The following is a 13,506-nucleotide window of genomic DNA, read 5'->3' as shown; positions in this document are numbered from 1 at the left end:
GCATCTCAATCACGACTGAAGCAAGCTTCAGCTCATCGCCTTAATGTTCCGGCTTGGCCACTGTGGTTAACACTGGCTCAACCGTTGTCTTTTTACCAAAATGAAGATGGTTAAACAGGATATTCAGGAAAATCGCCATCACACAGGTCGAGCTAATGCCCGAATGGAACAGGGTTTTAAACCAGGTTGGAAACTGGGCATAGAAAGAATGATCAATAATTGGAATCATCCCGGCAGCCAGAGACGTCGCGACAATAATCAGGTTTTTCTGATCGCTATAGTCCAGTTTAGATAAAGTACGAATTCCGCTGGCCGCCACTGTACCAAATAGGACCAGACCAGCGCCGCCTAATACCGGCGTAGGAATGGAAGCAATAATACGGCCCATAATCGGTAGCAGGCCCAAAATCACCAGAATCAGGCCACCGGCAGCTACCACAAAGCGGCTTTTCACACCGGTAATCGCCACCAGTCCCACGTTCTGGGCAAAGGCACTTTGCATAAAGGTGCCAAAGAAGGGCGCTACTGCTGAGGAAATCATATCGGCGCGCAAGCCATTGGCAATACGCTTGTCATCGACTTTGGCACCGACAATATCTCCCACCGCAATAATATCGGCCGTGGTTTCAGTTAACACCACCACCATCACAATGGTCATGGACAGAATTGCGGACAGGTTAAAAGTCGGTGCACCAAAAGCCAAAAAGTCAGGAAAGGCAAACCAGGCGCCCTCACCCACTTTGGAAAAATCTCCAAAACCCAGCGCATAGGCCAGAATCGAACCGATCAGAATTGCCAGTAAAATTCCGGTACGGCGAATGGTTTCAGAACCAAAACGGCTTAAAAGCAGCAAAATCCCCAAGGTCATGGCGGCCAGACCAATATTCTGCATAGAACCCCAGTCAGGTGCATTGCTATTACCACCCATAATCCAGCGCACGGCCACCGGCAATAAAGACAGGCCGATGATGGTAATCACACAGCCGGTCACCACCGGTGGAAAGAAACGGATAATCTTGGCAAAGAAAGGTGCCAGCAATAACCCGATTAAGGAGGAGGCAATCACCGCGCCCAGAATGGCATTAAAACCGCCACCCGTGGTGGCAATACCGACCATGGTGGCCACGCCGGCAAAGGACACGCCTTGTACCAGTGGCAAGCGTGCCCCGAAATATTTCACGCCTAAGGTTTGTAACAGGGTCGCCAGTCCGCCCATAAATAATGAGGCAGTAATCAAAATCCCAATTTGCGCAGCAGTTAAACCGGCCGCTGTGCCGACAATTAACGGCGGTGCCACAATACCGCCATACATGGTTAATACATGCTGTAAGCCATAAGTCAGGCTTTTTCCTGCCCCTAAAAATTCATCTTCGGGCGAAATATTCTGTTTGCTCGTTGTCATATGTAGCCCCACGCCGCAGCTCAGTGATGCTTTTCTCTGAAGCCATCTTTTAAAAATATACTGGCCCTTGCCTGCATGTTGCAGACAAGCGCTATTCCTGCGGGATTGGAGCAATTACTATGCCATTTTAAAAAAAAATCTGCCGGATTTTGCTGGTAAATCGGCACCAACATGAGGAGGAGATGAACTAGTTAAAAACAAGGAAGAATAGAAAGATAATTTCTTAAATTTTAGAATTTTATCAATTACTTATACCAATATTTTTTCATTCATAATTTTATTCTTTTCCTCTTTTTAAATGGATCACGCACGATGCTGTCCATGTATATAACTCGTAGCCATCCACACCCTTAAAAAGCGCTAGAGGCTGTACACTCACAGTGCATTTTCACAGCCATCGCGGCCAGCAGCAGTACTAAAATATGTCCTGAGCCCGTGACTCTATGATCATTAAGGATACACCTTACATCTACCGATACTGCCCCATCACGGTATTGGGGCAGTATTAAGCTTTGGCTTAAAACAGGTGTAAGAAGTTGAGCTGTTACTTACAGTTTTTCAGCCAATGCCTGCTGATGCGCCTGGGTAATCTCCTGCATTTGCTGATTCAGCTTGAGCATGTCCTGATAGGCCTGATTAAACTGTTTCAGGCCTGCATCTTCATAGAACATAAACAGGTTGTTTTTCATTTCCCAGCGATTATTTTTTAGAATCCCAAGCAGCACATAGGCCTGACTCAGGCTCTGTTTTTCCAGCTCAAACAGCACTGTGCCTTCATCATTCTGGCGGCTTTCCAGCAGAGATTCACTTAACTGACGGCGTAGATGCGATTTAATCGGTAATTCTTCAATTTGGGCCAGCGCCTGTGCTTCATGTTCAGTCAGATGCTCCTGATATAGCTCCATCATAGCCTTGACCTGTGACAGCATGGCTTCGGTTTCGGCATAGTCCTGTTTTTTATCTTCATTCAGGCGTTTAATATCCAGAAACTGATCCCATTGCAACGCTTTCAGTTCGCGTAAATAGCTGTTACGCGCTTCGGCACTTTGCACCAGATGGCTAATCACAAATTCAGCCATCAGGGCATAATCACCGCTTAAACGCGGATCGGACGGATCAACCTGAATCGGGGTCGACCAATCCTGCGCCTGTATATAAATCTGCTCGGCCTTGTCATACAGTACGTTCTGATATTCGTGTAATTGGGTCAGTTCTTTTTGTTGTGCCTGATATTGATAAAACATCAATCCAAACACGGCACAGGTCACGAGGACGATGATCCACACTATACGTCGCATATCCTGTCCTCTTGTTGTATTTCTCGTTATCATAACGCTTTGTTGTTGTATCGCCTGTTTTTTAGACAAAATTATTCAACAAAGCACACAAAAGATCAAACAATAAAAATGACTTAAGTGATTTATTTTATTCAGCTAATTTTTTATTGTTTAGCTCATTTTCAAAAAATATAAAGTGATGAGGATGAAAAATACGGTTTGCTGGCGGCAAAGTACCCATCTCGGCTTTAATTCAGGCAAATCATCCCCATCAATAGTTGAAAACAATGCAAAGAGAATATTCATGCGTGTAGATATCTGGTCCGATGTGGTCTGCCCTTTCTGTTATATCGGCAAAAAACGTCTTGAAGCCGCGGCAGCACAGGTCGGCGTAGAACTTGAGGTGCACTGGCACAGCTTCCAGCTTGACCCGGAGGCACCGGAACGTCAGGAAATTTCCAACTCTGAACGTCTGGCACAAAAATATGGCCGTACCTTGGCAGAAGTAGAAGACATGCAGCGCAATATTGCCAGCATGGCTGCTGAAGAAGGCATCCAGTTTAACTGGGAACAGGCCAATTCCGGCAATACCTTGAATGCCCACCGTCTGATTCATCTGGCGCAAAGCAAAGGCTTGGGCAATGACGCCAAAGAGGCTTTTTTCTACAGCTATATGACCCAAGGTCTGGCCATTGGCGAACGCGAAACGCTGGAAGATGTCGCTGCACGTATCGGTTTAAACCCGGTGGAAGTCGATGATGTGCTCGATTCTGATGCCTATGCCGATTTTGTGAAATTTGATCAGGATGTAGCACGTGATCAGCTTAAAGTGACGGGCGTACCCTTTTTTGTATTTGACCAGCGCGTTGCTTTAGCCGGTGCCCAGCCACGGGAAGTGTTTGAACAGGTGCTGAAAAAAGCTTTGGAAACACCTACAGACAACGGCGCGCAATGTCAGGATGACCAGTGCGATGTACCGGAACAATAAGTAGTTACATCCTTAAGCATCGCTGCCATAAAAAATCCCCTTACGGGGATTTTTTTCTATGTACTTTATTCCACCAGGAAACTGATTTTTAAATTAACCCGATACTCGGTAATCTTATTGTCCTTAATCACCACTTTCTGTTCATTAATCCAGGCACCCTGCAGGTTTTTGACTGTTTCACCGACTTTGGCAATGCCGCTTTGAATGGCATCTTCAAAACTTTTATTACTGCTGGCATTCACTTCTACTACTTTTGCAATCGCCATGATTGATCCCTCAGTGTTGGTATAAACGTTCATCTTAGAATAAAAAATAGACAATAAAAGAGCGCTTAACCATACCGCGTCAAAAACTTACATCTCTATACAGATCAAGGGATTTGTACAGAGATGACGCGTGGATGGGGCAAAAAATCTGGAGATTTTTTCATCTTAAAACAGGATGATCTCGTTCTTGTAAAAATCATCATTAATTTAAATCTTGTAGCTAAATGATTAGAGCAATTATTCTAATTTATTGTTTTTAAATGTTATTTTTTAACAAAAAGTCTTAAACTTGCCGATATGATCATTTTCTCTCAATCACAACGCGCTATCATAGCCGTTGTTTGAATACACTCTCCCACGATGACTTTTCTCCCAAGTCATCCTTTTTTTGTGAAGGTAAGATTGATGAACGTTTTAAAAGCGCTTGGCCTGTTTATGGTCACCCTGTATGCAGCCAATGTATCAGCAGAAATGGTTTATGTACCAAGCTTCCCGACTGAAAAAGCCCACACTGAAACCGTGAGCAATGATCAGCCTGCAAGCGCTGAACAGAACAAAGAAGCTTAAGCACTTCTTTAAATACAAGCAGACCTCAGGTCTGCTTTTTTTATTGCAGTTTGGGGCCATTCTGTGCCTTGCACCTGATCCGACCGGACAATTTGAGACTGACATTTTTTGTCAATTCGGCAGCATGATCTGTTTATTCTCTGATTTAACTGAAATTTATCTAAAAAATTTTTTAATATTTCTTATATTGAAATCCCAATTTCTGTCATAAATGCCTAAAAATCCACAAAAGCTGACATTTTTTTTCATGTAATTTTTAGTGAAATACCTATAATCAAAGTGATCCAAAACAATTATTTAAGTCCAGGTTGATGAGAGAGCAATGCACGAACTTCAAGCCCTGATTCAGAGAAAAATTTCTCCACAAGAGATTAATGTAGAAAATCTGGTGGCGCTGGCGGAACATTATTCACAGCCGCATTCTGCCGAATACAAATTGGTTGAACTGGCCCTGAATATTGTCCTGGCCAGTTATCTGGAAAAAGCACAACAACTGGTTTAAGTTTCCACCATGAATACTTTAGAAAAATCCCGGCTGATTAAAGAACTGCACGACCTAACGGGCGCGCTGGAGCGCCGTTCCTTGAGTCTGTATGAAACCGCCAAGGCCAAAAGCCGGATTAAAAGTATTTTTGTTGAATGCGACCAGCCTCTGTTTAAAAAGCAGATTCTGGCCTATAAGACACAGGTGCAGCCGGAACGTTCTGCCGAAGAATTTGCGCGTGACACCATTTATGCACGTTCTTTTCGGGGCGTGTTTCAGCAGGTCGAGGCGCTAGAACAGGCCTTATATGCCCAGCCCGATTCAGGTTGGGCCATCTTGTATCAGCCCGCCTCCGGCTGGCAAATCTGGCTGATTCCGGCACCCGCACGTACTGCCCTGCTCAGTGACTGGGGCAATCTGGAACAGGTCTATCGCTGGATGTTGCAACAGCAGCATCAGTATCGCAGTCTGCACACCGATCTGGAATTACTTAACCAGCAAAACTATGCCGCAACGCAGGCCTTTCAGCATACCGTCGCAGCACGTTCATCTGTAGCGATAGAACCTGAAGCAGCAGCTCAGCAGTTCAAGCCTACCAAAGCCGCACCTGTTCAGCCTGAACAGCAAGCAGATTCCGTACCCGAAGCAGAGTCTAGCGCCCGTCATCTGCTGCTCAATCAGCTCAGCTGCCCGATTTCCGAATTACCCCTGGACCATCTGCCGGCGGAAAAACTGTGCCGGGTATTTTTACCAGCCCGGCCTGAAGTGATGCAGTATGCCGATGTGCTGGTTCATGATGCAGAGCAAGCAGCTCTGCTCAAGCGCCCCGGTTATGTGGCCGAGCAGATCAATGCCCAAGGTCGTTTTATTAAATATCTGGTCTTGTTTGGCGCCTTGGATGCCATGCAAGCCACCCGTTTTGCCCACGCCTTTAGCCAGCAGCATGAACATGAAATTGCCGCAATTCGTGAAATAGACAGCGCTGTACTGGAAAGCCAGCTGTTTGCGCTGGACAGTCTGTTTCAGTGCTATCAACATGCCGAGCAGATGATCTGGCACAAAGAAGATTATTATCCGTTTATTCCGCTGCACCTGATTCATACCCAGAAATTTATCCAGTTTGAGGAAACAGCAGCCACGCTGGCCACCCCGCTGATTTTATTAAAAGAGCGACAAAAAATTCGCCTGATTCATGGCCAGCAGCGTTTACAACTGGCGCGTACCGAACCGGCCTATCCCTATATTCTGCTCGATCGTCAGCAGGGCGTGAGCTGGCAAATCATTCAAAAAGTCTTGAATCACCTGCCTGCGCCGGTCGACCCTTTACGTCTGGTTCAGGCCATTCAACGGCTCACCGCCAGTTAATGTTTATGTTTTTGTAGCTGCATCTTGCTTTTCGCCTGAAGATTTTCAACACTAGCAAAAAGAGCTTAAAGATCAGTAAATAATGCCAAGAAAAGTACATTTTATAGCGCCATCATTATTATTATTTTGCCTGTTAGGCAGTGGATATACGGTTGCAGACAACAATACCAACCTGGAGACAGAACCGCAGACCGCACCACCAGGTTATGAGGTGCCACTGGTGCCCGAAACTGAGGCGGGTAATGGTTTTTTCTATACCCTGCCGCGGCTGATTGATGCCACCCCGACCATTTTGCCGGAACAGTCGAATGAACCGATTGTGCCGCCCACGCATGAAACCGAAGAACAAAGCTGGGTAGACCGGCGCCAGAAACAGATTCGCCACTGGGCAGACAATACCGCACATAAAATTGATAACTGGTTTGGAGAAACCAGCCCCGAAGAACCCGCCTCTGCGACCTTGCGTATTCTGGTCGACAGTCGCTGGAACAAATATGATGACTACGATATTAAACCGCGGGTACGTGGCCGGATTAAACTGCCGACGCTGGAACGCAAATTAAGTCTGGTCTTTGGTGATGACTCACTGGATAACGAACTGCAAAATAGTGTTGCCATTACCAATGAAAACCCCAGCAACAGCCCGGACAAAACCCTGGATGGCCGACGGGCACGTGAAGACAACAGCTCTCTGGCCTTACGCTGGTCTGACTTCACTGAACGCTTACCCTTTGAAACTGATGCCGACCTCGGGGTGCGTTCTGGCGATGATATTTATGCCCGTTTAAAAATTGCCAAGGACTGGGAACTGGTCAATGATTTTTCCTTTCATGCCGAGCAGATTTACCGTTACGGTCTCGACAGTGAAAACTATTTAAGAACCAACCTGGAACTTATTCATGCCCGGCCTGATCATCCGTTTTTAAGCAACCAGTTTAGCCTGACCTATGCCGATGAACAGGATGATGACCTCAGATGGGACAATTACAGCTTTAGACAGCACCAGTTCTTCCACGGCAACCGTTTTAACTACGGACTCTACACCGGCGGTTATTATCATAATGATGATTTACGCCTGAACAGCTGGGGACCGTTTGTGTCCTGGCGTCAGCCGTTCTTGCGTGAATGGTTTTTTGTGCAGGGCGACCTGAATTACTATAATGATGACCGTGAAGACCGCAGCCATTACCCGAGTGTCTTGCTGCGTTTAGAAGCCCTGTTCTAAAGCCGTCAACAATATAATCGTGCATTAAAAAACCTCCCGCAGGAGGTTTTTTGATGGGCTTATTTCAATAATAAGCTGTTGATCCGTTTCAGGTACTCTGCCGGATTTTCTGGCAGTCCCCCTTCTGCAATCAGGGCCTGATCAAAAATCACATTGGCCAGATCATCAAACTGAGCCGAACCTTGCAGTTTTTGCACCAGTGGATGCTGCGGGTTAATTTCCAGAATCGGCTTCATTTCTGGCACCGGCTGACCGGCATCTTTCAGCATCCGGATCAGCTGTGGCGACAATTCCCCATCAGCCGTAACCAGACAGGCCGGAGAATCAACCAATCGTGTGGTCACGCGCACTTCTTTGGTTTTATCTTTCAGTGATTCAGACAGCTGCTCCACCACTGGCTTAAACTGCTCTGCCGCCTGTTCCAGTGCCTTCTTCTCTTCAGCATCTTGCAGATCGCCCAAATCGACCGCACCTTTAGACACGTTTTGCAGCGGTGTACCATCAAACTCATGTACGAAGTTCATGGCCCATTCATCAACACGTTCAGTCATCAGCAGGACTTCAATGCCTTTTTTCTTGAACAGCTCCAGCTGCGGCGAGTTCTTGGCCGCGGTCAGGCTATCTGCGGTTACATAGTAAATGGCTTTCTGGCCGTCCTGCATCCGCGCTTTGTAATCTGCCAGTGAGGTACTGACCTCATCCTGGGTGGAGGTCGCATAGCGTAATAATTTCAGGATACGCTCACGGTTACCAAAGTCTTCGCCCAGGCCTTCTTTTAAGACCGAACCAAATTCACGATAGAAAGTCTTGAAGTTGTTCTGGTCTTTTTCATCTTCAGATTTGGCCAGACCATCCAGCATGGTCAGCACACGGCGTGCGTTACCTTCACGGATAGTTTTCACGTCGCGGCTTTCCTGTAGCAGTTCACGGCTGACGTTCAGTGGTAAATCGGCGCTATCCACCACACCCTGTACAAAACGCAAATAGTTTGGAATCAGGTTGTCAGCATCATCCATAATAAATACGCGTTTGACATACAGCTTGATGCCAGCTTTGGCTTCGCGGGTAAAAATATCATGTGGTGCTTTTGGCGGAATATACAGCAACTGGGTATATTCGGTGCTGCCTTCGACACGGTTATGCGACCAGGCCAGCGGTGCCTCAAAATCATGGCTCAGGTTTTTATAAAACTCGATATACTGTTCTTCGCTAATCTCGTTTTTACTGCGGGTCCATAAAGCACTGGCCGAGTTAATCGCTTCCCATTCATCAGTTTTCACATACTGGCCGCCTTTTGGCTGTTCACCTTCCGCTACTTCCTCTTCCTGCCAGACTTCTTTTTGCATTTGAATGGGCAGGCTGATGTGATCAGAATATTTATTGATAATCTGCTTCACTTTATAGCTTTGCAGATAGTCCAGCGCATCTTCACGTAAATGCAGGATGATGTCGGTACCACGACCTTCCTTGTTGATTTGCTCGACTTCAAATTCACCGGTGCCACCGCTGATCCAGCGTACACCTTCCGATGCGTCCAGACCGGCACGGCGTGATTCTACGGTAATTTTATCGGCCACAATAAAACCGGAGTAGAAACCCACCCCAAACTGGCCAATCAGCTGGGCATCGGCTTTTTGATCACCGGTCAGCTTGGACATAAAGTCTTTGGTGCCCGATTTGGCAATGGTGCCCAGGTTATCAATCGCTTCCTGCTGGCTTAAGCCAATACCGTTATCGGAAATGGTCAGGGTATGGTTCTCTGCATCCAGACGCACACGCACGCGCAGGTCCGGATCATTTTCATAATATTCAGGATGGTTGATGCCTTCGAAACGCAATTTATCGCAGGCATCAGAGGCGTTAGAAATCAGTTCACGCAGAAAAATTTCAGGGTTGGAATAAAGAGAATGCGTCACCAAATGTAAAAGCTGAGCCACTTCAGCCTGGAAACTGTGTTTTTGTGCGCTTTGTTCGCTCATTCATCACTCCTTAAATTGACAGCATTGTTGTATTGGAATGCCTTATGAATTGGAGTGAGGCGACAATTTTTCAATAGGAAAACAAAAAAATATTAAAATGGGCCCTGCTGATAGACCCGCTGCATATACTGCTCCAGCTTTTGCTGACGCATCTGGTAAACCTGAGCCAGACATTCAATCGACTGGCCACAGCGGTCACGCAGGGCCAGCCAGCGCACCTGTTCATCCCGTATGGCCGAACGTGTCCCCATCGGTACCAGACGGTTAATAATTTTATAGGTGGTAGCCATTTTCACATCAGCATCATTAACATTACGATGTTCACAAATGGCATGTTCGGTTGGGGTTTGAGCACGTTCACAATTAAAGCTGGCTGCAGCGGCAGGCAGGCTGATCAAACTGGCGAAGACCAAGGCAAAGGTTGTATTTCTATTCATATTTGATCTTCTCACTTTTTTCATTTCTTTCATTTCATTCACTACAAATTAAATGAAAACGAATACTTAACTCAATATTCTGATTTTGTTCTATTGTTATCATTTTGCAATAAAAAGGCCCCATCATCAGGATGGGGCTACGCTGAATTTTATTATTGGTACTTTTTTATAATTAGAATTTGTAGCTATAACCGATGGTGTACACCATTGGATCAATATCCAGATCAAATTTAGCTGCTGTATCACCTGCAGCCGTCTTAGCAGTTACTTCTGGGCTAAGCTGCGCATAACGTGCATCAAAGAATACGCCCCAGTTCTTGGCATCTGCTGGCTGGAAATTAAAACCAATCTGGCCGGCAAAACCAAAATCTTCTTTTACTTTTACATCTAAACCAGTTAGCGCACCTTTTGTTTCTTCATCCCATGCTACAAACGCGGTACCACCAACACCAATATACGGCGTGAAACCAGTGCTGTTTTTAAAATGGTATTTTGCCGTCAGCGTTGGTGGTAAATGTTTAATACGTACCACATCTGTACCCGCTAACTGAACATCATGGTTGATTGGTGCAGCTAAAAGCAGTTCTGTCGAAATATTGTCATTAAAGAAATATTCAACCGACGGGGTAAATGCATATTCATGATCAGCTTCAAAGGTACCCAATCCATCCACAAAAGTATCTTGCGTTGGCGCAACAACCGAACCGCCCAGCTTGACTTGCCATTGGCCTGCCATCGCAGAAGCAGAAAGACCCATTAATGCAACGAGTGTAATTTGCTTTAACATTTTAATACCCCACTGGAAGATTATTTATTCAAAAATTAAACATTAATTAATAATAAACACGTTAGAAATTAATATGCAACACTTACCCAATATAATAATTTTATATTATTTTTAAACCATTGATTATTAAATTAATTTATTTTAACCAACCACGCAGCTTGGTTTTAAATACCAACCTGTTTTATCAAGATTAAATAATATTATTCAGATTAAAATACTCAGGTTTATTTTAAAAACTTTATAATATATATTTTAAATACATCTATTATTATATTATCAAAATGATTATAAGATTTATTATAAATACATCTATGATTCAAAAAAAATCCCGGGATTTTATTCCCGGGATATTTCAGGTTAAAGCACCATGGCGGCAATCCAGCCAAAAATCATCAGCGGGATATTAAAGTGAATAAAGGTCGGTACCACACTGTCTTTCATATGGTCATGCTGACCATCCATATTCAGGCCTGAGGTTGGCCCCAAGGTCGAATCCGAAGCAGGTGAACCGGCATCGCCCAGTGCAGCCGCAGTCCCAATGATCGCAATAGTTGCTGCAGGACTAAAACCAAATTGAATACAGAGCGGTACATAAATAATCGCCAGAATCGGAATGGTAGAGAATGATGAACCGATACCCAGAGTAATCAGCAAACCAATCAACAACATTAAAAAGGCTGCAAGTGCCTGGCTATTACCAATCCAGTCAACCGACGCTTCAACCAGTGCAGAAACCTGTCCTGTTGCCTCAATCACGGCAGCAAAACCTTGCGCAGCAATCATAATAAAGCCAACCAGTGCCATCATCCGCATACCGGTAATAATAACATCGTCCGCTTCTTTCCACTTAAAGATCCCGGCACAGCTCAGAATCGCTACACCAACCAGACCGGCCAGAATCATCGAATCTGAATACAGCTGCACGCCAAGGGTTACCAGAATCGCAATGACTGCCATCCAGATGGTGAACGTCGCCACTTCAGGTTGACCTGATTTTTGTGCCACACCCATTTCAGCCGAAATGCTTTGCTGCTCTTCAATATGCACGTCTTTATATTCACGTGGCTTACGGTATGAGAAAAACACCGCGATCAGCAAACCGACAAACATCCCGAATACCGGAATGGCCATCGCTGTTGGAATCTGGTCATAGCTGATCTCAAATCCATACGGCTTGCCAAAGGTATTAATATTATGGCCCAGAATATCATTCAGGAAGATGGCGCCAAATCCGACCGGCACCAGCATATAGGTGGCCACCAGACCAAAGGTCAATAAACAGGCCACCAGACGACGGTCCAGTTTCAGGTGGTTAAATACCATCAACAATGGCGGAATCAATACCGGAATAAAGGCAATATGTACCGGAATCACGTTCTGGGAGAATACCGCGGCAATGGCCACCACCAGGAAAATAAAGTATTTGACCCGGTTTTGCGCTTTCAGATCGGCCTCACCCTTTAAGGTGTGAATCATTTTATAGGCCAATAAATCAGGTAAACCTGAACGCGCCAGAGCCAGTGCAAAAGCACCTAAAATACCGTAGGCCAAAGCAATTTTAGCACCACCGCCCAGGCCATTATTAAACGCCTCTAAAGTACCTTGCAGGCCCAAACCAGCCAGCAAACCACCCGTAACGGCACCAATGACCAGTGCAAAAACAACAGGAACACGTGCCAACGACAGCCCGAACATGACTGCGATGGCGGCAAGAATTGCAAACATAAGAAAAGACGGATCGAGAAAAAACGCTATTTTATCAGAGATTGATCGCTATTTAGCTGCTGTTGTTGCGCTGTTCGATATTTGTCTTGACCTTGCCAGTAACAGTCAAATTAACTGCCTGATTTTGAAAATGCAAAATCCCGAAGATGTTGAGCAATCCGCTCCGGCTGGCTTAAAATTGCCCAGTGATTGGCCGCAATCTCCACTCGCTGGAAGTCTGCTGCCCAGTTCGGCACTTCATCAATCAGCTCCGGACTGACAAAGCGGTCTTCGGTCAGTACCACGGCCTGTACCGGACAAATCGCCACACGCTGACGTGGTTTAAGCAAACGCGGGATAAAATTGGCCCGATACAGATTGACGCCATATTGACCATCCTGCTGGATATTCGGGTTTAAGGCCAGACCCGGGCTTTGCTCCAGCTGCTGTAGCATTTTGCCCCAGCGCTCTGCACTCATGTATTGCCACACCGTCGGTGCCAGTAAGGGCAATTGAAACACAGCGATATACCAGGACTTGCCCAGCTGTTTTAAGAATTTGGCCTTACCCTGCTGTAACTGCGCACGCATCCAGAATGCAGCATGATCTAGACAAGGCCCGGAAATGCTGCTGTAAGAGAGAATCCGCTGGCGAAACCGGGCATCGGTCACCGACTCCCAAGACTGAATTGAACCCCAATCATGCGCGGCCAAATGAAATGGCCGGTTGGGTAGCACCGCATCCACTACGGTCACTAAATCTTCAGACAGGCGTGCCAGCCGATAATCACGAATATGCTTCGGAATGGAAGACTGACCGGCCCCACGCACATCATAGGTCACAATATAAAAATCCTGAATCAGCTGGGCAATAACAGCTTCCCAGACTTCCTGATTGTCGGGATAACCATGAACCAGTACCAGCGCCGGATTGTCGGGATTGCCCCAGCTTTTGACATACAGGCGCTGCTGGTCTGAGGTATGAATCCACTGCGTATGAGCGTGCATGATGACATCCTGTTCTGT

At 45.9% G+C, this 13,506-nt stretch carries 12 protein-coding genes and 1 pseudogene; 5 read left to right on the top strand and 8 right to left on the bottom strand.

Annotation, left to right across the window (positions count from 1 at the left end):
- Positions 1-40: 40 nt before the first annotated feature.
- Positions 41-1,402, bottom strand: coding sequence for a nucleobase:cation symporter-2 family protein (locus tag FTU50_RS03490; protein ID WP_180069495.1), 1,362 nt, complete (start codon positions 1,400-1,402; stop codon positions 41-43).
- 548 nt (positions 1,403-1,950) lie between these two features.
- A complete protein-coding gene (locus FTU50_RS03485; RefSeq protein WP_180069492.1) occupies positions 1,951-2,700 on the bottom strand; it encodes a hypothetical protein in 750 nt (249 codons plus the stop codon).
- A gap of 283 nt (positions 2,701-2,983) precedes the next feature.
- Here FTU50_RS03485 and FTU50_RS03480 point away from each other — a divergent pair, with 283 nt between their 5' ends.
- A complete protein-coding gene (locus FTU50_RS03480; RefSeq protein WP_180054590.1) occupies positions 2,984-3,667 on the top strand; it encodes a DsbA family protein in 684 nt (227 codons plus the stop codon).
- 65 nt (positions 3,668-3,732) lie between these two features.
- Here the strand turns inward: FTU50_RS03480 and FTU50_RS03475 are convergent, their stop codons facing one another.
- Positions 3,733-3,933: a dodecin family protein gene (locus FTU50_RS03475; RefSeq protein WP_005181715.1), complete on the bottom strand. Its 201-nt coding sequence runs from the start codon at positions 3,931-3,933 to the stop codon at positions 3,733-3,735.
- 405 nt (positions 3,934-4,338) lie between these two features.
- Here FTU50_RS03475 and FTU50_RS03470 point away from each other — a divergent pair, with 405 nt between their 5' ends.
- From FTU50_RS03470 to FTU50_RS03455, 4 genes and pseudogenes are all read left to right on the top strand, one after another.
- Positions 4,339-4,500, top strand: coding sequence for a hypothetical protein (locus FTU50_RS03470; RefSeq protein ID WP_168369786.1), 162 nt, complete (start codon positions 4,339-4,341; stop codon positions 4,498-4,500).
- A gap of 322 nt (positions 4,501-4,822) precedes the next feature.
- Positions 4,823-5,002, top strand: a complete 180-nt coding sequence (locus FTU50_RS03465) for a hypothetical protein (RefSeq protein ID WP_005181710.1) — start codon at positions 4,823-4,825, stop codon at positions 5,000-5,002.
- Positions 5,003-5,011: 9 nt separating this feature from the next.
- On the top strand, positions 5,012-6,349 hold the full coding sequence (locus tag FTU50_RS03460; protein ID WP_180046148.1) for a hypothetical protein: 1,338 nt from the start codon (positions 5,012-5,014) through the stop codon (positions 6,347-6,349).
- Positions 6,350-6,611: 262 nt separating this feature from the next.
- A pseudogene (locus FTU50_RS03455) lies at positions 6,612-7,574 on the top strand (hypothetical protein); the annotation flags it as partial.
- A gap of 59 nt (positions 7,575-7,633) precedes the next feature.
- Here the strand turns inward: FTU50_RS03455 and htpG are convergent.
- The 5 genes from htpG to FTU50_RS03430 form a co-directional block, all read right to left on the bottom strand.
- On the bottom strand, positions 7,634-9,553 hold the full coding sequence (gene htpG, locus FTU50_RS03450) for a molecular chaperone HtpG (protein WP_180054592.1): 1,920 nt from the start codon (positions 9,551-9,553) through the stop codon (positions 7,634-7,636).
- 92 nt (positions 9,554-9,645) lie between these two features.
- Complete coding sequence (locus tag FTU50_RS03445) at positions 9,646-9,990, bottom strand: lysozyme inhibitor LprI family protein (RefSeq protein WP_180054594.1); 345 nt, start codon at positions 9,988-9,990, stop codon at positions 9,646-9,648.
- Between the two features lie 172 nt (positions 9,991-10,162).
- On the bottom strand, positions 10,163-10,777 hold the full coding sequence (locus FTU50_RS03440) for an OmpW family protein (protein WP_168398350.1): 615 nt from the start codon (positions 10,775-10,777) through the stop codon (positions 10,163-10,165).
- A 357-nt stretch (positions 10,778-11,134) separates the two neighbouring features.
- Positions 11,135-12,502, bottom strand: coding sequence for a Na+/H+ antiporter family protein (locus FTU50_RS03435; RefSeq protein ID WP_005181697.1), 1,368 nt, complete (start codon positions 12,500-12,502; stop codon positions 11,135-11,137).
- 110 nt (positions 12,503-12,612) lie between these two features.
- Entirely contained in the window at positions 12,613-13,488 is an 876-nt protein-coding gene (locus tag FTU50_RS03430; protein WP_180054596.1) for an alpha/beta fold hydrolase, read from the bottom strand.
- Between the last annotated feature and the right edge of the window lie 18 nt (positions 13,489-13,506).

The sequence above is a fragment of the Acinetobacter sp. YH12112 genome, from assembly GCF_013418945.1.
GTDB classification, from domain to species: Bacteria; Pseudomonadota; Gammaproteobacteria; order Pseudomonadales; family Moraxellaceae; genus Acinetobacter; species Acinetobacter indicus.
Note: the sequence above shows the minus strand (reverse complement) of the source record. Positions and strands in the feature narration are given on the sequence as shown.

What these genes read in the sequence shown, in the direction of transcription:
- FTU50_RS03470 (WP_168369786.1), top strand. Translation starts at nt 4,339, where the DNA reads ATGAACGTTTTAAAAGCGCTTGGCCTGTTTATGGTCACCCTGTATGCA.
- FTU50_RS03435 (WP_005181697.1), bottom strand. Translation starts at nt 12,502, where the DNA reads ATGTTTGCAATTCTTGCCGCCATCGCAGTCATGTTCGGGCTGTCGTTG.
- htpG (WP_180054592.1), bottom strand. Translation starts at nt 9,553, where the DNA reads ATGAGCGAACAAAGCGCACAAAAACACAGTTTCCAGGCTGAAGTGGCT.
- FTU50_RS03440 (WP_168398350.1), bottom strand. Translation starts at nt 10,777, where the DNA reads ATGTTAAAGCAAATTACACTCGTTGCATTAATGGGTCTTTCTGCTTCT.
- FTU50_RS03490 (WP_180069495.1), bottom strand. Translation starts at nt 1,402, where the DNA reads ATGACAACGAGCAAACAGAATATTTCGCCCGAAGATGAATTTTTAGGG.
- FTU50_RS03445 (WP_180054594.1), bottom strand. Translation starts at nt 9,990, where the DNA reads ATGAATAGAAATACAACCTTTGCCTTGGTCTTCGCCAGTTTGATCAGC.
- FTU50_RS03475 (WP_005181715.1), bottom strand. Translation starts at nt 3,933, where the DNA reads ATGGCGATTGCAAAAGTAGTAGAAGTGAATGCCAGCAGTAATAAAAGT.
- FTU50_RS03465 (WP_005181710.1), top strand. Translation starts at nt 4,823, where the DNA reads ATGCACGAACTTCAAGCCCTGATTCAGAGAAAAATTTCTCCACAAGAG.
- FTU50_RS03430 (WP_180054596.1), bottom strand. Translation starts at nt 13,488, where the DNA reads ATGCACGCTCATACGCAGTGGATTCATACCTCAGACCAGCAGCGCCTG.
- FTU50_RS03485 (WP_180069492.1), bottom strand. Translation starts at nt 2,700, where the DNA reads ATGCGACGTATAGTGTGGATCATCGTCCTCGTGACCTGTGCCGTGTTT.
- FTU50_RS03480 (WP_180054590.1), top strand. Translation starts at nt 2,984, where the DNA reads ATGCGTGTAGATATCTGGTCCGATGTGGTCTGCCCTTTCTGTTATATC.
- FTU50_RS03460 (WP_180046148.1), top strand. Translation starts at nt 5,012, where the DNA reads ATGAATACTTTAGAAAAATCCCGGCTGATTAAAGAACTGCACGACCTA.